Genomic DNA, 21,037 nt, shown 5'->3' on the forward strand with positions numbered 1-21,037 from the left:
ACGGCTGGCCAGATTCTCTGCCCAGCCGTTTTTTCATACCGATCACATCACTTCAAGCCTCCCCCGGCGCCGGATACGTCACTTCCAGCAACTCCAGTTCCTGCTCGCCCAGCGGCGTGGTGAGGGTGATCACGTCGCCTTCGCGCGCCTTGGTGATGGTGCGGGCCATGGGCGAGACCCAGCTGATCTTGCCGTTCAGGGGATCGAATTCATCGATGCCGACGATGGTGATGGTATGCGTTTCGCCGTCGCTGGTGCGGTAAGTCACCGTGGCGCCGAAAAACACCTGGTCGTTGCCATGGTGCACGCTGGGGTCGACGATGGCGGCCAGGTCCATGCGCTTGGTGAGGAAGCGGATGCGGCGGTCGATTTCGCGCAGCCGGCGCTTGCCGTAGATATAGTCGCCATTTTCCGAACGGTCGCCATTCGACGCGGCCCAATGGACGATGCGCACCACTTCCGGACGGTCGACGTCGATCAGCTGCAGCAGCTCTTCCTTGATGCGCTGGTAACCGGCCGGCGTGATGTAGTTCTTGGCGCCGGCGGGAATGGCCAGCGCCAGCGCGGCCGCTTCTTCATCGTCGTCGTTGTCGGATTCTTTTACAAAGGCTTTATTCATCTGTCTATTGTAGCCCCGCCAGGGAGCCGCAGGCACACGCGATGCGGGGGCAAACGGGCTTTTTTGACGTATCATCGTGGCAATCGCGGCAAACCGGCGCCGCACACGGAGACGGATGAAAAAATTCTACAGAGTCAGGCGCTGGCTGTTTGCGCCGCTGGTCTACCTGGCCGCCATCTTCCTGCTGATCGAGGAATGGCTGTGGGCGACCGGGGCGCGCATCATGCAGGTGATCGCGCAATTTCCGCCCCTGCATGCGCTGGAAGCGTGGATCAAGCGCCTGCCGCCGTACTGGGCGCTGGCCATCTTCGTGCTGCCGGCCGTGCTGCTGTTCCCCGTCAAACTGCTGGCCCTGCTGGCCATCGCGCGCGGCCATGCATTTTCCGGCATCGGCGTGATCGTCATCGCCAAGCTGGGCGGCGCGGCCGCCGTGGCGCGCCTGTACAGCCTGACGCGCCCTACCCTGTTGAGTCTGCCATGGTTTGCGCGCTGGCATGGCCTGTTCATGGAAACCAAGGACCGCTGGATCGCCCGCCTGCGCGCCACGCGCCCCTGGCGCCGTGTCAGCCGCCTGTCGGCCGCACTGGGCCGCGCCCGCCGTGCCTGGTGGCAACGCTTGCGCAAGGGCACGCCAGGACGCCATAACTCCCGCCCGGCCAGGGTGCTGCGCCGTTTCGCCGCCTTCTGGCGCGCCCGCCGCTGATGAAGAAAGGCCACTCCATGCACGACACTCCCCGGCTGGCCCCCGCCATGCGCGCGGCGGCGCCGGAAATTTACCTGTACGACGCGGCCAGCTTGCAATTGCTGGACGCCAACGATGCCGCCTGCGACAACTTGCAGTATGCGCGCAAGCAATTGCTGGCGATGACGCCCTACACTCTGGCGCCGCAGCTGGACGCGCAGCAACTGGCCGCCGTGCTGGCGACCCTGGACGACAGCATCGGCGCGCAGGCCTTGCTGCACGTACAGCAGCGCCGCCGCGATGGCAGCCTGTATTCGCTCAGCCTGCACCTGTCGCGCGCCAGCCGCCAGGGACGCGCCCTGCTGCTGGCCGAGGGCGAAGACTTGCGCACGCCGCAGGCGACAGCCGCCGCCCTGGCGCAAGTACAGTCGCGCTTTAACGCCATCGTCTCGAATACGCCGGGCCTCGTGTACCAGTTCTGCCTGCATGCGGATGGGCGCGCCGCCTTCCCCTACCTGAGCGATGGCTGCCAGGCCCTGCTGGGTTTGGGGCCGGCACAGCTGCACGCGCGCCCGGAACTGTTTTACCAGTTGATCCTCGCTGACGACCGCGCCTCGTATCTGGAATCGATGCAAGCCTCAAAAAGCGCCTTGTGGAGCTGGAACTGGGAAGGCCGCATCTGGATCGATGCCTGGAAGGATGTCAAATGGATCAACCTGCGCTCCACGCCGCGCGCGCTGGCCGACGGCACGGTGCAGTGGGAAGGCATCATGACGAATATCACGGAAAGCCGGCTCGAGCAGATCGAAGTGCGCCAGTCGCGCGCCCGCCTGGCCGAACTGACCGCGCACATCGACAAGGTCAAGGAACACGAACGCACGCGCCTGGCGCGCGAACTGCACGATGACCTGGGCGGCAATTTGACGGCGATCAAGATGGCGCTGGCCATGCTGGCGCGCCGTTTGCCGCCGGACGACCCGCAACTGCAGGAAAAGGCCGACTATGTCGATGCCCTGGTCGACCGCAGCATCGACGCCGTGCACCGCATTTCGCTGGACTTGCGCCCCTCCATGCTGGACCTGGGCCTGGTCGCCGCGCTGGACTGGCAAGTGAAGGAATTCGCGCGCCAGGCCGGCATCGAATGCCAGTTCATTTCAAACCGCCAGCACATCGAACTGGAACTGGACCAGGCGACCAGCCTGTTCCGCATCGCCCAGGAGGCGCTGACGAATATCGCCAAGCATGCGCAGGCAAGCAAGGTCAGCGTGCGCCTGGCCCGGCAGCGCCAGCATATCAGCCTGTCGATCGCCGACAATGGCGTCGGCATGCGTCTGTCAGACCGCGCCAAGCCGCAATCGTTCGGCATCCGCGGCATGGCCGAGCGCGCCAGCGCGCTGGGCGGCACCCTGAGCCTGATGGACGGGCCGGACGGCGGCACCATCCTGAGCATAAAAATCCGGCTGACCACGCCGCGAGAGGCGATAATAGCGGCTGCAGCCAGCGCACCAGCGCAGAGCGGATCGCCATAAGGCCACAGGGCCGCCGCAGGGCGCAGAGATTCAGATAGGAAACAACGCAGTCATGAAAGAAAAAGCCACCATCCGGGTATTCATCGCCGACGATCATGCGATCGTGCGCGAGGGCTTGAAGCAAATCCTCGCCGACACGAAAGACATCATCGTGGCCGGCGAGGCCGAAAATGGCCACGACGCCATCAAGCTGTTCCGCGGCTCGAAATGCCAGGTGTTGCTGCTCGACATCTCCCTGCCCGACCGCAGCGGCATCGAGGTGCTCAAGCAGATCAAGAAGGAAAAGCCGGAACTGGCCGTGCTGATGCTCTCCATGCACCGCGAGGATCAGTACGCCATCCGTTCGCTCAAGGCGGGCGCGGCCGGCTACCTGACGAAACAGAGCGCGCCGCGCGAGCTGGTCACGGCCATCCGCCAGGTGGCACAGGGCTTGAAATACATCAGCGCCTCGCTGGCGCAGGAACTGGCCAACACGGTGGGCGAAGACCACGAAACGGCCTTGCACGACACCTTGTCGGACCGCGAATACCAGACCCTGGTCATGATCGCCTCCGGCAAGGCCGTGGGCGCCATCGCCGAAGAACTGAAATTGTCCGTGAAAACCGTCAGCGAATACCGCGCCCGCTTGCTGGTCAAGATGAAACTCAAGAACAGTGCCGAACTGACGCATTACGCCATCCGCAACCAGCTGGTGGATTGACGGCAAAGTGGCATGCACGCTGGCATCGGGCGAATTGAAAGGACTTCTCCTTGCTTCTCGCACAATAAGTTCTTTGCCAACTCGCATATCATGAGGATAATTAGAAATATCTAAAAAGGCTGTGCCTACATGTCCAGTAAATTGCCAACTTCACCAGCAAGCGCTCCCGCTGGCGCCACGACGACCGCCGCCGCTGCGGCGATGAACCCTGCCGATATCGCCCGCGAAGCGTTTCGCCGCCTGGCCACGCGCCGCATCGCCCCGACGCCAAGCGCCTACCGCGATATCTATAATGAAATCGCCGGCATCAGCGAACAGGCGGAGACGCCCGGCGCGCCCGCCGCCGTGTTGGCCGCCAGCGCACCCACGGAAAGCGGCGCGGAGAATGTCCTGACGCAGTTTGCCGCCAAGATGAGCGAATCGGCGGGCGAACTGGGCGACTTTGGCCGGCGCTTCCAGCGTGCCCTGAAAGCGCGCGACTGGGACAGCTATGCGCGCACCCTGGCGCAGCTGGCGGAAAAACAGGTCAAGAAAGGCGGCGGCATCGAATTGCCGCCCCTGCCGGACGGCGAACAGACGCGCACCCTGCGCGAGTTGCTCAGCCGCACCCTGGGCTTTGCCGTCGCCACCTTGCTGACGGGCACGCCCGCACTGGTGGAGGAAGCCGAATCGCTGGGCGCGGCCATCAAGCTGGCCCACACGGAAGAAGCGCTGAACGAAGCGGCCCTGCGCCTGAAGCAGCTGTGCTACCAGATCGAATTGAAAAGCGGCGACACGGCCGAGCAGCAGGAACTGCTGCTGCGCCTGTTCAAGTTGCTGCTGGATAACGTCAGCCAGTTGCTCGACGACGACAGCTGGCTGCGCGGCCAGGTCGATGCCGTGCAAAACCTGATCGCCGGCCCGCTCGACCAGCGCGCGCTGGAAGACGCCACGCGCAGCCTGAAGGAAGTCATCTACAAGCAGGGCCAGCTCAAGCACAGCCTGTCCGACGTCAAGCTGACGGTCAAGAACATGATGATGACCTTCATCGACCGCCTGGGACAAGTGGCGGCCAGCACGGGCGATTTCCATGAAAAGATCGGCGGCTATTCGGAAAAGATCAGCCAGGCGGAAAATATCAGCGAACTGAACAGCGTTCTCGACGAAGTCTTACGCGAAACGCGCATGGTGCAGAACGAAGCCTTGCGCGCGCGCGACAAGATGGTGCTGGCGCGCCAGGAAGTGCAGGATGCGGAACAGCGTATCCACACGCTGGAAGCGAAGCTTCAGCATATGAGCGAACTGGTGCGGGAAGACCAGCTGACGGGCAGCCTGAACCGCCGTGGCCTGGACGACGTGTTCGAGCGCGAGACGGCCCGCTCCGACCGCCGTGGCACGCCGCTGTGCATCGCCATGCTGGACCTGGACGATTTCAAGCGCCTGAACGACACCTACGGCCACCTGGCCGGCGATGCGGCGCTGAAACACCTGGTCAAAATCGTCAAGGAAACCCTGCGCTCGATGGATGTCATCGCCCGCTTCGGCGGCGAGGAATTCCTCATCCTGCTGCCGGAAACGACGGTCGAGGCCGCCTCATCGACGATGACGCGATTGCAGCGCGAGCTGACCCGGCATTTCTTCCTGCACGACAACGAAAAAGTCTTGATCACCTTTTCTGCCGGTGTGGCCCTGCGCCTGCCCAACGAAGACCAGGCCGAACTGGTCAAGCGCGCCGACCGCGCCATGTACCAGGCCAAGCAGACGGGCAAGAACCGCGTGGTGGTCGCGGACTGAACCCTGGCGCTTCGCCGCATGCCGTCCCGCCACCCGGCCGGACGGCACAATCATGGCAAAAACAATAATATCCTTCCCCCTCCGGCACGCCGCCAGCCTCCGCAACATATAAAAATAAAACTATTTTTACCCTCAAGTTTCTTTAAATTATGTCGTCTAGCGCGCGGCCGGCGGCAAACTGAAGGGCTAAAAATTAAAATTTAAAGCACTTTTCGCCATAAATTTTCCCGCAGAGCAACCGTTACCCTAAACAACAGCGGCTTGATTGTCCCGGAACAGCGGGGCAGGCCAAAGTGACTAGCACATAGCGCAATGTAGTACCTGTTTGGAGAATTATCATGGCTGCAGTAATTAATACCAACATCTCGTCCCTGAATTCGCAACGCAATCTGTCGACCTCGCAGTCGGCCCTGAGCACCTCGCTGCAACGCCTGTCCTCCGGCATGCGCATCAACAGCGCCAAGGATGACGCCGCTGGTCTGGCAATTTCCGACCGTATGACGTCGCAAATCCGCGGCATGACCCAAGCAACCCGCAATGCAAACGACGGCGTTTCGCTGGCTCAAACGGCTGAAGGCGCGTTGGCAAGCTCGGGCGACATCCTGCAACGTATCCGCGAACTGGCCGTGCAATCGTCGAACGCCACCAACTCGTCGAGCGACCGTCAGGCGCTGCAAACCGAGGTAGGCCAGCTGGGTTCGGAACTGAACCGTATCGCCCAAACCACCTCGTTCAACGGCCAGGCGCTGCTGGACGGCACCATGGGTACGGCCAACTTCCAGGTCGGCGCAGATGCCAATCAGCTGATTTCCGCCAGCGGCGCGAACTTCCTGACCAACACCTACGGTAACAACCGTATCGCCAACGATGCATCGGCCGTCAAGAAAGATGCGCTGGGTAATGCAGTCGTCGGCAAGCTGACGATTTCCGGCTCCATCGGCACCGCGACCGTCGACACGACGGCAGCAGCCGCCGGCGTCAAAGGCAGCACGGCCAAATCCGTCGCCGCCGACATCAACAGCCAAACGGCGAAAACGGGCGTGACGGCAACGGCACAAACGGACGTCAACCTGAACCTGGGCGCAGAATCGTATTCGTTCGCCATCAATTCGGACAACCCAAGCACAGCGCCAGTCACCGTATCGTTTGCCGTCAGCGGCACGGCGTCGACCGCCGCCGACTATGCCGCAGGCATCAACGCCATCAATGCCCAAACGGCAAAGACCGGCGTCACGGCCCAGTACGACAGCATCAACAAGGGCATGAAGCTGACCAATGCATCGGGCGAAAATATCAACCTGACGCAAGGCACGACGGCCAACACCAAGTTCGACGTCGATGGCTACAAGGCCGATGGCAAGGTCCAAGCCGCATCCCAATCGATCATCACCGCAGCCGCCGCTGCCACGGTCAACGGCCGCGTGACTTTCGACTCGCAAAACAGCTTCTCGGTGACGGAAAACACCCCTACCGGCCTGGCAGTTGGTAAAGCAACGGCACAAGGTTCGACCCTGAACTCCGTGTCGACCCTGGACGTGACGACGTTTGACGGCGCGCAACTGGCACTGAAAATTGCCGATGCAGCACTGGCAACGGTGAACGGTCAACGCGCCCAGTACGGTGCTTTGCAATCGCGCTTCTCGTCGGCGATTGCCAACCTGCAATCGACCACGGAAAACCTGTCCGCATCGCGCAGCCGCATCGTCGATACCGACTTTGCATCGGAAACGGCCAACATGACCCGCGGCCAGATCCTGCAACAAGCTGGTACGGCCATGCTGGCGCAAGCGAACTCGCTGCCAAACGGCGTCCTGAGTCTGCTGCGCGGCTAATCTCCGATTAGTCAGGCAACAGCGCAGGACTCGATTCCCCTGCCGGATTTTTTCGGCAGGGGAATTTTCACTAGGAGAGCACCATGACTATCGACACGATAGCGGCCGCCTCCGCGGCCAGGATAGACAAGAGTTATGTGTCTGCGGACACGCCGGCGGCGCGCCCGGCAGCACCACGCAACGCCACGGAAAACGCTACGGTTGCGCCACAACAAGCCAGCAAGGAGCCCAGCCGCGAGCAGCTGGACAAGGCGGTATCGGAGCTGAACCAGTCGTCGCAGATGAAGACGCAAGGCCTGGAATTTTCCATCGACGAAGACAGCCAGCGCACGGTCGTCAAGGTCATCGACCAGGAAACCAAGGAAGTACTGCGCCAGATTCCTACCAAGGAAGCCCTGGAATTGTCCAAGACCTTCGATTCGGCCAAAGGTTCGCTGATCAGTCAAAGCGCATAGCGATGGCATGGCACACGGACATGCGACATCGTGGCAATACGCATCGGCATGACCACGGGGTCCGATAGCCTGGCTATCCGGCCCCGATTTTATTGCAACCAACACAACACGTCCCCGCCCCTTTCCCGCTTTTTCGCTCCCGCTGAAAACAGCGCGGTAAATCCCCCTCTCAAGTCCTGATTGATTCTGCCGATAACAGCTTATATTAGCGTTTTCCTAGGAGTATTCAGTGGCCATCACACCTACACTTTCATCCATCGGCATCGGCGCCGGCGCCAGCGGCCTGGATGTGAATGCCATCATCGACAAGCTGATGACGGCCGAAGCCGCACCGCTGGGTACTTTTGACAAGAAAACGGCCTCCTACCAGGCCAAGCTCAGTGCGATGGGCACGCTCAGTGGCGCCGTCAGCACCTTCCAGAATTCACTGTCGGCCCTGTCGAATACCAATAACTTCCGCGCCGTCAGCGCCACGCCCGCCGATCCCCTGGTATTGACGGCCAGCGCCGGCGCCAAGGCCGTGGCCGGCAACTACAACATCAACGTCACCCAACTGGCCCAGTCGCAGACCCTGATGTCGGGCGGCATGGCCAGCAAGTTGTCGACCATCGGGCTGGGCAGCAAGACAACGATTTCCTTCCAGCTGGGCGCGCTCACCGGCGGCACCTTCGGTTTGAACGGCACCGCCCTGGGCGCCACCACGGCGCAGACCGGCATCAGCAACGGCTCGCTGATACTCAACGGCACCGCCATCCCCACCGATGCCAGCACCAAGAGCGCGCGCGCCCTGGCCGACGCCATCAACGCCAAGAGCAGCACCACGGGCGTGACCGCCACGGCCCAGCCGACGTCGAGCAGCGCCACCATGTTCGCCGGCTTCGGCAGCGTCGAAACGGGCGCGGATGGCACCTATTCGCTGTCGGTGGGCGGCATCGAGATCGTTACGCAGGGCAACGGCGTGGCCGCCAACGGCGGCATCACGGCCGCCTCGCTCGATACGACGCTCGAAGGTCCGAATGCCGTCTCGAATGCGCTGGCCGCGGCCAACATCACCGTCACCGGCAAGGCCGCCGACGGCACCCTGAAATTTACGCGCGCCGACGGTTCCAACCTGAACATCGAAGAAGTGGTGACGGGCTCGGTCAAGGGCGGCATCGGCCACGCCTCGAACTCGGTCAATGACGGCTCGAACGTGACGCTGACCAGCACCATCAACCTGGCCTCGAGCAATGCCAGCCCGATCACCATCGCCGGCAGCAATCCGGCCGCCGCCGGACTGACGGCAGGCTCGGGTGGCGCCTACATGAACACCAACTTCACCCAGGACGGCACGCAGGCGACGGGCACGGTGGTGATCGACGCCACCAACAACACCTTGCAAGGCATCCGCGACGCCATCAATAACGCGGGCCTGGGCGTGACCGCCAGCATCGTTTCGGACGGCACGGACAAGCCGTTCCATCTGGTCTTGAGCTCGTCGAAGACGGGCGCCAACTCGTCCATGAAGATCTCACTGAGCGGCAGCGACGGCCTGCCCCCGGACAGCGCCCTGAATGACTTGCTGTCCTACGATGCGAGCGGCACGCAAAACCTGAAACAGAACAGCGCCGCGCAAAACACCAACTTCAGCGTCAACGGCATCGCCATCACCAGCGCGTCGAACAGTGTCGATACGGCCATCGAAGGCGTGACCCTGGGCATTGCCAAGGTCGGCAGCACCAGCTTGTCGGTGCAGAAAGATACCTCCACCGTCAAGACCAGCATCAATACCTTCGTCAAGGCGTATAACGACCTGAATACGGCGATGGCCAAGATGACGGCCTATGATCCGGAAACCAAGAAGGGCGGCGTCCTGCTGGGGGACTCCACCGCGCAATCGATCCAGAGCCAGTTGCGCAAGCAACTGGGCGCGCCCATTACCGGCTTGAACAGCAGTTTGAGCACCCTGAGCCAGGTCGGCATTTCCTTTCAGAAAGATGGCAGCCTGACCCTGGATTCCAGCAAGCTCGACAAGGCCATCAGCGCCAACTTCACCGACATCGCCGGCCTGTTTTCCGCGCTCGGCAAGGCCACCGACAGCAACGTCGCCTTTACCAGCTCGACCGCAGCAACCAAGCCAGGCAGCTATGAATTGACGATCACCACGATGGCCAGCCAGGGCTCGATCACCTCGGCCGCCGTGATGCCGGCCACCACCACGATAGGCAGCGATACCACGTGGAGCATCACGCTGAACGATACCGAGCCCAGCGCTGCCAAGAATACGGCCCAGGTCGTCATTCCTGCCGGGACGTACACCCCGGCCCAGATGGCGTCCATCATCCAGTCATCGATCAACGGCGTGAAGTCGTTTTCCGACAACGGCTCCACCGTGTCGGCTTCCGTCGATGGTGCGGGCAAACTGGTACTGGCGTCGAGCCGCTATGGTTCCGTCTCGAATATCGCCATCAGCAGCGGCACCGGCACGGCACCAACCGACCTGTTCGGCGCATCCGCGCCCGTCAAGGGCACGGACGTGGCTGGCACCCTGGGCGGACAACCGGTGATCGGCTCGGGCCAGACCCTGACGGGCGCCGCCGGTTCGCCGGCCGATGGCCTGAAGATTGAAGTCACGGGCGGCACCACCGGCTCGCGCGGCACCGTCAGCTTCTCGCAAGGCTATGCCTACCAGTTGAATAACCTGGCCACTTCCTTCCTCGGCACGGACGGCATGATCACCAACCGCTCCAAGGGCCTCAACGAAACCATCAAGAGCATCGCGACGCAGCGCGACAAGTTCAGTGACAAACTGAACGACATCGAAGCGCGCTACCGCGCCCAGTATTCGCGCCTGGACGTGTCCCTGAATAAATTGCAGGGCATGCAAAGCTATTTGACCCAGCAGCTGGCCGCCATCGCCGCCAACCGTTAAGCCCAATCATCAGGAGAATTAAATGTTTGGAACCCAACAACGCGGCGTCAACGCCTATGCCAAGGTCGGTCTGGAAACGGGCATCGTTTCGGCCTCGCCGCACAAGCTGATCGTGATGCTGTACGACGGCGCCCTGGTGGCCGTGCTCAGCGCGCAGATGCACATGAAATCGGGCAATGTGCCGGAAAAAGGCAAGTCCATCTCGAAAGCCATCCAGATCATCGACAATGGCTTGCGCGCCAGCCTGGACAAGGAAGCGGGAGGCCAGATCGCCGAAGGCCTCGACGCCCTGTATGAATACATGAGTGCACGCCTGCTGACGGCCAACCTGCACAACGATATTACCCTGCTGGAAGAGGTGCAGCGCCTGCTCACCGACTTGCGCGAAACCTGGAACGCCATAGGCGCCACCCCCGCCGCCATGCCTGGCGCCGATCTGAAACGTATGCCCAGCCTTGCGAGCGCCTGACCCATGATGACGAATCAAGAAGTCCTGACCACTTACGAAGCCATGCAGACCCTGACGGGCCAGATGGTCACCGCCGCCACCAACGCCGACTGGGATGCGCTGGAAGCGCTGGAACAGCGCATCAGCACGCATGTGGCCGCGCTGAAGGCGAATGAAGAAAAAGTCGTGCTGGAAAGCGCTGGCCGCCAGCGCAAGGTCGCCCTGATCAAGCAGATCCTGGAAGACGACCGCAAGATCCGCGACCTGACCATGCCGTGGATGGCGCAACTGTCCAAGCTGATCAGCAGCACCGGCACGGAGCGGCGCCTGGCCAACGCCTACGGCGCGTAAGCGCCCACGGGGCAAGGTCAGCTATCATGTTGCCGAAGATGGATGCGATCGGCATGACGCCCCTGACCCCGGTCAAGGCCACGCGGACGGCCGACGCCGTCGCCGACCCGCGCCAGGCCGAGTTCCAGCGCTCGCTGCAGGGCCTGATCGGCAAATCCATGCAGGGACAGGTGCTGGCCCGCATGGGCGACGGCAGCTTCCTCGTGCGCGTGGCCGGTACGCCGGCCCGCATGCAACTGCCCGCCGGCGCCCAGCCGGGCACGGAAATCCCGCTGACCTTGATCGGCATCAATCCCCGCCCCTCTTTTCAAATCGGCAATAGCCGCGACCAACCCGCCAGCGCCCTGCTGACGTATGCGGACGCGGAAGCCGAGCCCGACGCTGCCGAAGCGCGCGGCCCCCAGGCCGGCGCCGCCCAGGCGGGCACGCGCGCCAGCAGCACGGCCGCCACCCTGCTCAGCCGCGCGCCCCTGACGCCCGCCAATCTGCTGCCCGCCCTGGCAGGCGACACGCCTGCGCCCGAACTGAGCACCACCGCGCGCGCCATCAGCAGCGTGCTCAGCCAGGCGGAAAGCGTGCCCGGCGCGCCCCTGTCCCTGGTCGGCAAGACGCCACTGATGGCCACGCCGGGCGCCGCCCCGGCCCAGGTAGCTCAGAACCTGCGCGATGCCGTCGGCAGCAGCGGCCTGTTCTATGAATCGCATGTGGCCGAATGGGCCGAAGGCAAGCGGCCGCTCGCGTCGCTGCTGCTGGAGCCGCAAATGCAGAAGGCGGCACAGGGCGACATGGCCAGGACGGGGACCGACCTGGCCTCAGCGCAACTGATCAATTTACAGCTGCACACACACGAACAGGCGCGCGTGCAGTGGCAGGGCGAAGCGTGGCCCGGCCAGAAGATGCAGTGGGATATCAGCAAGGATGCGCCGGAAGGACAGCAGCACGATGGCCGCGATGGCGACGAGGAAGCGACGGCCTGGCGCAGCAATGTGCGCTTCCAGTTTCCCCTGCTGGGCGACCTGGCCGCGCACGTAGTCTTGCAGGGTGGCCGCGTGGCCATCCAGTTGCAAGCGGGCAGCGAAGGCAGCGCCGGCACCTTGCGCCAGCATGCGGCGGCGCTGGAAGCGTCGCTCGATGCGGCCGGCTGGCCCTTGTCGTCGTTGACGATCGCCGGCAAGCCCGAGGCAGCCGAGCCAGCGGAAGCGGATGATGCTTGACGACACCAAGCGCAAGGTACCGCAGACGGCCGTCGCCCTGGCTTACCAGAGCGGCACGCCGGCGCCCAAGGTGGTGGCCAAGGGCAGCGGCCTGATCGCGGACCAGATCATCAGCACGGCGCGCGAACACGGCGTCTTCGTGCATGAATCGAAGGAATTGGTGGCGCTGTTGATGGATGTCGACCTGGACCGTCAGATTCCGCCCGGCCTGTATCGGGCGATTGCGGAACTGCTGGCCTGGTTATATCATATTGAATCTGCGAATGGCGGGCCGATCCCGCCACCGCCCGACACCAGCGTCAACCTCACCGATACATAGACAGGCATCAATGCAAGCACATATTATGGATTCCGGCCTCGAAAACTGGCATGATTTTGAAGTGGAATCGCGGCGGGAAATCATCGCCTTGCTACGCAGCATCAGTGAAAAGAACCAGCTGATCCGCATGTTGATCCACGGTGAATCCGATGTGTGCGTCACTTCCATCCTGGAAGTCGATGCCGAGCACGATACCGTCATCCTCGACCGTTCCGTGAACGCCGACCAGAACCGGCGCATGCTGGCCGCCAAGGGCATTTCGTTTGAAACCTCGCTCGACAAGATCCGCATCCTGTTTGCCAGCGCCCTGGTGGAAGAGTGCCATTTCGGCGGCACGCCCGCCTTGAAAATTGCCATTCCAGAAACACTGATCCGCCTGCAGCGGCGCGAGTATTACCGCATGACGACGCCCGTGAGCAATCCCGTGCGCGTGGCGATCCCCCTGCCGCCCTCACTGGGTGGCGCCGACACCCTGTTCCCGCTGGCCGACATCAGCTGCGGCGGCATCGCCATCCTCGACAATAAACTGATGCTGGGCGAGACCATCGGCAGGGATTATCCCGGCTGCCGCATCGACTTGCCCGACGTCGGCATCGTCACCGCGACTTTGCAAATTCGCAATTCGCTGGACATGACCTTGCTGAACAACAAGCTGAACCGCCGCCTCGGCTGCCAGTTCGTCGACCTGCCGCGCAGCATGCTGGCGCACGTGCAGCGCTATATCACGCGGCTGGAGCGTGAGCGCAACGCCCGCATGGCGGGGTTGGGTTAACACCTTACAAACCTACTGCGCGTCGCCATTTGCGGCCTGCGATGCTCACTGTACTAGAGTACAGTTCCGCTTCTCGGCCACAACTAGCTTCCGCTCGCTACGTTTTGTAAGGCGTTCGTGACGTAGCAATACACTTGCCTGTATCAAACCTGCATATTCATGATCTCGTGATATGCAGAAACCAACTTGTTTCTCACCTGCACCGTCGCCTGGAATTCGATGCTCGACTTTTGCATCGACACCATCACGTCCGACAGGCTGACCTTTTCGTCGCCCATGGTAAAGCGCTGGCCCAGGGCCGACGAGGCCTTTTGCGCGCCGCTCACGGAGTCGAGCGCGCTCTTGAAGGCATCGGCAAAATTCACCTTTGCCGCTGGCAGCTCGGTCTGGATCGCCGGTATTTTCGCCTCCGGCCGCGTGGCCGCCGACTTCAGTTGCGCGATCATCGCCTCGATCCTGCTGCTATCGATACCGCCTGTTTTCACTTTGCCTCCCGATTCTGGTCTGCTTCATATCTGTTCCATGCCTGTTGCACCCAGAGAACAAAACCCTGGCTTGCAAGGCAACGACGGGTACAATAACTTCCGTCACATGTTGCCAGGGTTCCACAATACCAGCGCCAACGCCAGCCGCTCGGCCGAGCAGGCGGCAAAAGCGCCTTCTATTTGGACGATTGAAGCGCGTGACAGTGGCGGATAATTCTGCATATCGCCCCTCCTCCCGAGGAAGCGGCCCCCGCTCATTACCAAACATACGCGCCCTGGAAGGCAATCATGGCTGTAGCCGAAGAAATCGATGTGAACCGCATACCCCCGGAACCGGCGCCTGCCCGCTCGCCCGTGGAGTCCGTGCAAGCCTTCGCCAAGACGCCGATGGGCAAGAATTTCCTGCGCGGCCTGGGCGTGGCGGCACTGGTCGCCATCGGCGTGGCCTTGTACATGTGGAACCAGCCGCCCGAATACAAAGTCCTGTTCTCGAACTACACGGACCGCGACGGCGGCGCCATCACCGCGTCGCTGGACCAGCTGGGCATCAAGCACAAGTTTTCCGAAGGCGGCGGCGCCATTCTCGTACCGTCCGAGCAAGTCCACGACGCGCGCCTGAAACTGGCCGCGCAAGGCTTGCCGAAGGGCGGCAACGTAGGCTTCGAGCTGATGGAAAACCAGAAGCTGGGCGTGTCGCAATTCCTGGAACAGGTCAATTTCCAGCGCGCGCTGGAAGGCGAACTGGCCAAATCGATCGAATCCGTCTCCGCCGTCGACACGGCGCGTGTCCACCTGGCGCTGCCCAAACCATCCGTCTTCGTGCGGGAACAGCAAAAACCGACGGCGTCCGTGCTGCTGAACCTGCATCCGGGCCGTGGCCTCGATCAGTTGCAGGTGAGCGCCATCGTGCACCTGGTGGCTTCCAGCGTGCCGGAGTTGCTGCCGATCAATGTCACCGTGGTCGACCAGGCCGGCACCCTGCTGTCGAACCAGGAAAAGGACAAGGACCGCGCCAACGGCATCAAGAGTCTGGACCCGAACCAGCTGAAGTACGTGCAACAATTGCAGCAAAGCGTGATCAAGCAGGTCGAATCGATCTTGCTGCCCATCGTCGGCGAAGGCAATGTACGCGCCGAAGCGACGGCCGATGTTGATTTTTCGCAAAGCGAGCAGGCGGCTGAAACCTACAAGCCGAACTCGCCGCCGGAAGCGTCCACCATCCGCAGCCAGCAAACGAGCGAATCGACGGGCGCCGGCAATGCCAACCCTTCCGGCGTGCCGGGCGCGCTGTCGAACCAGCCACCAGGCGTGGCGACGGCCCCGTTGACGGCCGAAGCGCCTGGCGCACCGGGCGGCGCGCCGACGGCACCGACACAGAAGGAATCGACGACGAATTATGAAGTCGACAAGACCGTGCGCTACGAGCAGAAATCCATGGGTGGTTTGCGCCGCCTGTCGGTGGCCGTCGTCGTCAACTACCGCCGCAGCTTCGACAAGGATGGCAAGGTTACGGTCAAGCCAATTTCCCCTGCCGAAATGGTCCAGATCAATAATCTGGTCAAGGAAGCGATGGGCTACAACAAGGAACGCGGCGACAGCTTCAGCGTGGCCAACTCGCCCTTCGACGGCATCGACCGCGCGCCGGAAGGCAAGCTGGAGTGGTGGCGCGACCCGGCCAACTTGCCGCTGGCCAAGGAACTGGCGAAATTCCTCATCACGGCCCTGATCCTGCTGTATATCTTCATCAAGATCGTGCGTCCGATGCTGCGCCCCGTGATGCGCAAGATCGACGATTTCGGCGCCCCGCCGCCCGTCATCGAGCCGGAATTGAGCAAGGACGGCGAAGAAAACGAAGTCCTGCTCAGCGAAGCGGAGCTGGAAGAACTGGAAGAAGATACGGCCCGCGGTTATCGCGAAAACCTGGCGATGGCCAGGAAACTGGCGCAGGAAGACCCGCGCGTCGTGGCCAACGTAATCAAAGCATGGATAGGCAATAATGACTGAGACAACGGGACTGCAAAAAGCATCGATCCTGATGCTGGCACTGGGCGAGAGCGAAGCGGCCGAGGTCATGAAATTCCTCGGGCCGCGCGAAGTGCTGAAACTGGGCGCCGCCATGGCCACCATGAAGGGCATCGCGCACGAGCAGGTGGTCGAGGTGCTCGGCGACTTCCGCGCGCAGACGGAACTCAACTCCACCGTCGGCCTGGATTCGGACGAATACATCCGCCAAGTGCTCACCAAGGCGCTGGGCGACGACAAGGCGTCCGTGCTGCTGTCGCGCATCCTGGGCGGCAAAGATGCGTCCGGCATCGAATCGCTGAAGTGGATGGATTCGCAATCCGTGTCCGAGCTGATCCGCAACGAGCACCCGCAGATCATCGCCACCATCCTCGTCCATCTGGAACGCGACCAGGCGTGCGAAATCCTCGGCCACTTCACGGACCGCCTGCGCAACGACGTCGTCTTGCGCATCGCCACCCTGGACGGCGTGCAGCCAGCCGCCTTGCGCGAACTCAACGACGTGCTGACGAAACTGCTGTCCGGTAATGAAAATATCAAGAAATCGTCGCTGGGCGGCGTGCGCGCGGCGGCCGAGATCCTGAACTTCATGAGCGGCGAGCAGGAAGGCTCCGTCATGGACAATATCAAGAACTACGACAATGACATGGCGCAAAAGATCATGGACGAAATGTTCGTGTTCGACAACGTAATCGATATCGACGACCGCGGCATCCAGTTGCTGCTGCGCGAAGTGCAGTCGGAAATGCTGATCATCGCCCTGAAAGGCGCCTCGCAGGAGCTGCGCGACAAGATCTTCAAGAACATGTCGCAGCGCGCCGGCGAGATGATGCGCGAAGACCTCGAGTCGAAAGGCCCCGTGCGCCTGTCGGAAGTGGAATCGCAGCAGAAACAGATCCTGCAGATCGTGCGCCGCCTGGCGGACGAGGGGCAGATTGTCCTAGGCGGAAAAGGCGAGGATTCGTTTGTCTAACTTGATTCCCAAAGAGCAGCAAACCGCCTACCAGCGCTGGGAAATGACCTCGTTTGGCGACGAGCGTCCCAGCGTGGTGGCGGCGCGCAAGCTGCTGGAACCGGATCCCGAACCGGAGTTCGACCCCTTTGCCGAACTGCACGAGGAAGAGCTGGCCCCGCCGCTCGAATACCCGACGCAGGAAGAACTCGACGCCATCCGCGAGGAAGCGCGCGCCACGGCCTTCGACGAAGGCCGTGCGGCCGGTTATGCGGAAGGCCACGCGGCCGGGCATGCCGATGGCCATGCCGAATCGTATGCGCAAGGCAAGGCGGCGTCCGCCGTGGAACTGGCGCACCTGCAAACCATCGCCGTCGACTTCGGCACGGCCGTGCAGCAGGCCGACGACCTGATCGCCAATGACGTGATGGAGCTGGCCCTGCAGCTGGCCAAGGGCATGCTCAAGACGGCCTTGCCCGTGCGCCCCGAACTGATGCTGCCGATGGTGCGCGAAGCCATCGAATACTTACCCGTGCTGCAACAACCAGCCTTGCTGATGCTCAACCCGGAAGACGCGCAAGTGGTGCGCGACGGCATCGGTGATGAGCTCGACAAGGGTGGCTGGCGTGTCATCGAAGACCCCAGCGTGGAACGCGGCGGTTGCAAGATCGACACGGCCAGCAACCAGATCGACGCGCAGACATCCACCCGCTGGCACCGCCTGACGCACGCGCTGGGCAAAGACCTGGACTGGCTGGCGCCGTGAGCGAGCCCGTCAAAGGCCCGACTGCCCATGCGGCGCGCTGGCGCGCCTACCTGAACGACTGTTCGGCCGTGGTCGGCTTTGTCGAACCGATGCAGATTTCAGGCCGCGTCACGCGCGTGGCCGGTCTGGTGATGGAAGCCGTGGGCTTGCGCCTGGCCGTCGGCGCCGCCTGCACCGTGCCGCTGCCGAATGGCGGCCGGGTCGAGGCGGAAGTGGTCGGTTTTGAGGGCGAACGCCTGTTCTTGATGCCGCAAAGCGATGTCGAGGGCATCGTGCCCGGCACGCGCGTGTTTTCCGTCGAACCGGCCATTCCCCGCCCCGGCAGCGTGGCGCACCCGCGCCGCCGCCCCAGCGACCGCGCGCGCCACCTGCCCGTGGGTCCGCAACTGCTGGGCCGCGTGCTCGACGGTGCGGGCCGCCCGCTCGACCAGCTCGGTCCGTTGCACACGACCGATAGCGCCCCCATCAATGTACGCCCCGCCAATCCGCTGGGCCGCGCCCCCATCGTCGACACGCTCGACGTGGGCGTGCGCTCGATCAACGCCATGCTGACCGTGGGCCGTGGCCAGCGCATGGGCCTGTTCGCCGGTTCCGGCGTCGGTAAAAGCGTGCTGCTGGGCATGATGGCCCGCTACACGGAAGCGGACGTGATCGTCGTCGGCCTGATCGGCGAACGGGGACGCGAAGTAAAAGAATTCATCGAACAAATCCTCGGCCCCGAAGGCCTGGCCCGTTCCGTTGTCGTGGCCGCGCCGGCCGACACGCCGCCGCTGATGCGCCTGCAGGGCGCAGCGTATGCGACGGCGATTGCCGAACACTTCCGCGACCAGGGGCAAAACGTGCTGCTGATCATGGATTCGCTGACCCGCTACGCCATGGCGCAGCGCGAAATCGCCCTGGCCATCGGCGAGCCACCGGCAACCAAGGGCTATCCGCCATCCGTCTTCGCCAAGCTGCCCGTGCTGGTGGAGCGGGCCGGCAATGGCGAGGAAGGCGGCGGCTCGATCACGGCTTTCTACACCGTGCTGACCGAGGGCGACGACCAACAAGACCCGATCGCCGACTCGGCGCGCGCGATTCTTGACGGCCACATCGTGCTGAACCGGCGCCTGGCCGAAGCGGGTCATTATCCCGCCATCGACATCGAGCAATCGATTTCGCGCGCCGCCCACTCGATCACCACGCACGAACACCAGCAGCAGGCGCGCAAGCTGAAACAGCTGTATTCGCGTTATGAACGCAGCCGCGACCTGATCAGCGTGGGCGCCTACAGCGCCGGCACCGACCCCGTGCTGGACCAGGCCATCGCCCTGCATGAAAAGATCGAGGCGTTTTTGCAACAGCAAATCACGGAGCGGGTCAGCATGGACGAGAGCTTGGGGCAACTTACCGCTCTATTCGACTGATTAGGGCTTGCATAGCGGGAATATAATCAGCCATGGCTTCTCCTTCCCAACTTGCAACCCTGATCGACCTTGCCCAGCGCGAAACGGATGACTGCGCCAAGCGCCTGGGCGCGGCCCTGAAAGCGCTCGACGATTGCCGCCAGAAGCTCGACATGCTGTCCGGCTACCGCGACGACTACGCCAAACGCTTCGAGGCAAGCATGAGCAGCGGCATTACGCCCATGGCTTACCGCAACTTCCAGGCCTTCATGGTCAAGCTCGACAGTGCCATCCTGGGCCAGCAGCAAGTAGTCGAACATGCGCAAGCGCGCAGCGACAATGAAAAGATGCGCTGGCAACTGGCCGAACGCAAGCGCATGTCGTACACCACCCTGAACAACCGGGCGCAGGAACAGGCGCTGAAGCTGGAAAACAAGCGCGACCAGAAAGCAATGGATGAGCACGCGGCGCGACAAGCCTATTACAAACGCTAAGCAACACTGAGGCAGCATCATGCAAACCCAGCCAACACCGATTTCCCAGATTATCTCGCCCAACGCCACGCCGGGCGCCGCCAACCGCAGCCAGCCGTCCACCAGCAGCACGGCGGGCGACTTCCAGCGCACCCTGAACCGCCAGATCGAGCAGCGCCAGGTCAGCCGCAATATGGCGCAAGCGCAAATACAAACGCCGGCGCCGGCACCGGCAGCTCGTCCCGCCAGCCCCGCCGCCACGCAGGCACCCGCCCAGGCGCCAGCCAGCGAAGCGAAAGCGGCGCAAGCAGGCACCGAACAGGCGGCCAGCAGCGAACAGCCGCCCGCGCAATCGAGCGAGGCAGCGACACCAGACACCGCCGACAGCGCCCCGGCCGAGGCCAGCGTGCCTGCCGCCCCCGCCGCGACAGTCACGCCGCCAGCCGATCCGGCCGCCGAAATGCTGGCCCTCGTAGGCAGCATCCAGCTGGCCATCCAGCCACCGGCAGCCGCCGCCGCCAAGGCCGCGCCGGAACTGCCGGCGCGCGCCAGCGTCAAGGCCGAGGGCAAGAATCCGGCAACAGGCCCCCTGCTGGCAGTGGGCCAGGGCAGCGGCAAGGCTGCCGCCACCGCCGCCGCGCAAGCCGACAGCGGCGACTTTGCCGACAGCCTGGGCCAGGCCCAGGGCAAGGCAGCCGCCACACCGGGCGCCAGCGTGCCGACCGGCAAGGCCGAACCGGGCAAGCTGGCCATCGACGCCCAGCTGGCAGCCACCGCCAAGGCGGGCGCCGCCGTGGCCGAACCGATCCTCAAGGAAACACCTGCCGACCTGAACCGCCTGGCGGCCCAGTTGCAGCCGGGCGCGCTGCAGCAGGCTGCGGCCGCCGTGGCCGTGCCGGCCGACAAGCTGACGGGCCGGGTCGGCACGCCGGCCTGGGACCAGCAGCTGGGACAGAAAGTCGTGTGGATGGCGGCTGGCGGCGACCAGAGCGCCACCCTGACCCTGAATCCGCCCGACCTGGGACCCGTGCAAGTGGTACTGACAGTCACCAATGACCAGGCCGATGCCGCCTTCATGTCGGCCCAGCCGGAAGTGCGCCAGGCGCTGGAAGCGGCCATGCCGCGCCTGCGCGAGATGATGAGCGAAGCGGGCATCGCCTTTGGCAGCGCCACCGTCTCGGCCGGCACGCCGGAACAGCAGGACCAGGGTAACCGGGAAGCATCTGGCGGACGCCGTGGCAATGGCCAGGGTGGCGGCGCATCGGGTGGCGAGATCGCCATCGCGCCGGCGACAGGCGGACGCAGCCGGCCCAGCCTGAGTGCCGTGGATACCTTTGCCTGAGGTCAAT

Annotated in this window: 20 protein-coding genes; 18 read left to right on the forward strand and 2 right to left on the reverse strand. The window is 63.3% G+C overall.

Features of this window, described 5'->3' with window-relative positions; all coding sequences use genetic code 11:
- Positions 1-52 precede the first annotated feature (52 nt).
- Entirely contained in the window at positions 53-619 is a 567-nt protein-coding gene (greB, locus tag CSQ93_RS09985; protein WP_099377931.1) for a transcription elongation factor GreB, read from the reverse strand.
- A 115-nt stretch (positions 620-734) separates the two neighbouring features.
- On the opposite strand from greB, the gene CSQ93_RS09990 reads away from it, so the two are divergent.
- The 12 genes from CSQ93_RS09990 to CSQ93_RS10045 all read left to right on the forward strand — a co-directional run bounded on the left by CSQ93_RS09990 (position 735) and on the right by CSQ93_RS10045 (position 13,605).
- Positions 735-1,322 carry a membrane protein gene (locus CSQ93_RS09990; RefSeq protein WP_034753995.1) on the forward strand — a complete coding sequence of 196 codons (588 nt, stop codon included), beginning with the start codon at positions 735-737 and terminating at the stop codon, positions 1,320-1,322.
- A gap of 17 nt (positions 1,323-1,339) precedes the next feature.
- Positions 1,340-2,830 carry a sensor histidine kinase gene (locus CSQ93_RS09995; protein ID WP_233516130.1) on the forward strand — a complete coding sequence of 497 codons (1,491 nt, stop codon included), beginning with the start codon at positions 1,340-1,342 and terminating at the stop codon, positions 2,828-2,830.
- A gap of 52 nt (positions 2,831-2,882) precedes the next feature.
- Positions 2,883-3,530, forward strand: coding sequence for a response regulator (locus CSQ93_RS10000; RefSeq protein ID WP_034753998.1), 648 nt, complete (start codon positions 2,883-2,885; stop codon positions 3,528-3,530).
- Between the two features lie 201 nt (positions 3,531-3,731).
- The gene (locus CSQ93_RS10005) at positions 3,732-5,303 is read left to right on the forward strand and encodes a GGDEF domain-containing protein (RefSeq protein WP_099377932.1); all 1,572 of its coding nucleotides are present in this window, start codon (positions 3,732-3,734) and stop codon (positions 5,301-5,303) included.
- A gap of 338 nt (positions 5,304-5,641) precedes the next feature.
- Positions 5,642-7,135 carry a flagellin N-terminal helical domain-containing protein gene (locus CSQ93_RS10010; RefSeq protein WP_099377933.1) on the forward strand — a complete coding sequence of 498 codons (1,494 nt, stop codon included), beginning with the start codon at positions 5,642-5,644 and terminating at the stop codon, positions 7,133-7,135.
- Between the two features lie 83 nt (positions 7,136-7,218).
- On the forward strand, positions 7,219-7,590 hold the full coding sequence (locus tag CSQ93_RS10015) for a flagellar protein FlaG (RefSeq protein WP_099377934.1): 372 nt from the start codon (positions 7,219-7,221) through the stop codon (positions 7,588-7,590).
- A gap of 229 nt (positions 7,591-7,819) precedes the next feature.
- Positions 7,820-10,501 carry a flagellar filament capping protein FliD gene (gene fliD / locus CSQ93_RS10020; protein WP_233516131.1) on the forward strand — a complete coding sequence of 894 codons (2,682 nt, stop codon included), beginning with the start codon at positions 7,820-7,822 and terminating at the stop codon, positions 10,499-10,501.
- A gap of 22 nt (positions 10,502-10,523) precedes the next feature.
- On the forward strand, positions 10,524-10,970 hold the full coding sequence (gene fliS, locus CSQ93_RS10025) for a flagellar export chaperone FliS (protein ID WP_077407797.1): 447 nt from the start codon (positions 10,524-10,526) through the stop codon (positions 10,968-10,970).
- Positions 10,971-10,973: 3 nt separating this feature from the next.
- Positions 10,974-11,300, forward strand: coding sequence for a flagellar protein FliT (locus tag CSQ93_RS10030; protein ID WP_099377935.1), 327 nt, complete (start codon positions 10,974-10,976; stop codon positions 11,298-11,300).
- A gap of 26 nt (positions 11,301-11,326) precedes the next feature.
- Positions 11,327-12,514, forward strand: a complete 1,188-nt coding sequence (fliK, locus tag CSQ93_RS10035) for a flagellar hook-length control protein FliK (RefSeq protein ID WP_099377936.1) — start codon at positions 11,327-11,329, stop codon at positions 12,512-12,514.
- Positions 12,507-12,833, forward strand: coding sequence for an EscU/YscU/HrcU family type III secretion system export apparatus switch protein (locus CSQ93_RS10040; RefSeq protein WP_035821344.1), 327 nt, complete (start codon positions 12,507-12,509; stop codon positions 12,831-12,833). Before fliK ends, CSQ93_RS10040 begins: the two co-directional genes overlap by 8 nt.
- A gap of 10 nt (positions 12,834-12,843) precedes the next feature.
- A complete protein-coding gene (locus CSQ93_RS10045; protein WP_233516132.1) occupies positions 12,844-13,605 on the forward strand; it encodes a flagellar brake protein in 762 nt (253 codons plus the stop codon).
- 143 nt (positions 13,606-13,748) lie between these two features.
- On the opposite strand, the gene fliE is transcribed toward CSQ93_RS10045, so the two are convergent.
- Positions 13,749-14,051 (reverse strand): flagellar hook-basal body complex protein FliE, encoded by a 303-nt coding sequence (gene fliE / locus CSQ93_RS10050; RefSeq protein ID WP_217916886.1) that lies wholly within the window; start codon positions 14,049-14,051, stop codon positions 13,749-13,751.
- A gap of 327 nt (positions 14,052-14,378) precedes the next feature.
- Between fliE and fliF the strand changes: the two genes are divergently transcribed.
- The 6 genes from fliF to CSQ93_RS10080 all read left to right on the forward strand — a co-directional run bounded on the left by fliF (position 14,379) and on the right by CSQ93_RS10080 (position 21,030).
- A complete protein-coding gene (fliF, locus tag CSQ93_RS10055; protein ID WP_099377938.1) occupies positions 14,379-16,094 on the forward strand; it encodes a flagellar basal-body MS-ring/collar protein FliF in 1,716 nt (571 codons plus the stop codon).
- Complete coding sequence (fliG, locus tag CSQ93_RS10060; RefSeq protein WP_034754023.1) at positions 16,087-17,085, forward strand: flagellar motor switch protein FliG; 999 nt, start codon at positions 16,087-16,089, stop codon at positions 17,083-17,085. The genes fliF and fliG overlap by 8 nt, the downstream gene beginning before the upstream one ends.
- 43 nt (positions 17,086-17,128) lie before the next feature.
- The gene (locus tag CSQ93_RS10065) at positions 17,129-17,830 is read left to right on the forward strand and encodes a flagellar assembly protein FliH (RefSeq protein ID WP_099378174.1); all 702 of its coding nucleotides are present in this window, start codon (positions 17,129-17,131) and stop codon (positions 17,828-17,830) included.
- Positions 17,831-17,919: 89 nt separating this feature from the next.
- Positions 17,920-19,236 (forward strand): flagellar protein export ATPase FliI, encoded by a 1,317-nt coding sequence (fliI, locus tag CSQ93_RS10070; protein ID WP_233516143.1) that lies wholly within the window; start codon positions 17,920-17,922, stop codon positions 19,234-19,236.
- Between the two features lie 32 nt (positions 19,237-19,268).
- Positions 19,269-19,709, forward strand: coding sequence for a flagellar export protein FliJ (gene fliJ / locus CSQ93_RS10075; RefSeq protein ID WP_035821358.1), 441 nt, complete (start codon positions 19,269-19,271; stop codon positions 19,707-19,709).
- A 19-nt stretch (positions 19,710-19,728) separates the two neighbouring features.
- Positions 19,729-21,030, forward strand: coding sequence for a flagellar hook-length control protein FliK (locus tag CSQ93_RS10080; protein ID WP_099377939.1), 1,302 nt, complete (start codon positions 19,729-19,731; stop codon positions 21,028-21,030).
- The last annotated feature ends 7 nt before the right edge of the window (positions 21,031-21,037 follow it).

This window comes from Janthinobacterium sp. BJB426 (genome assembly GCF_002735705.1).
In the GTDB taxonomy this organism is placed as follows: Bacteria; Pseudomonadota; Gammaproteobacteria; order Burkholderiales; family Burkholderiaceae_D; genus Janthinobacterium.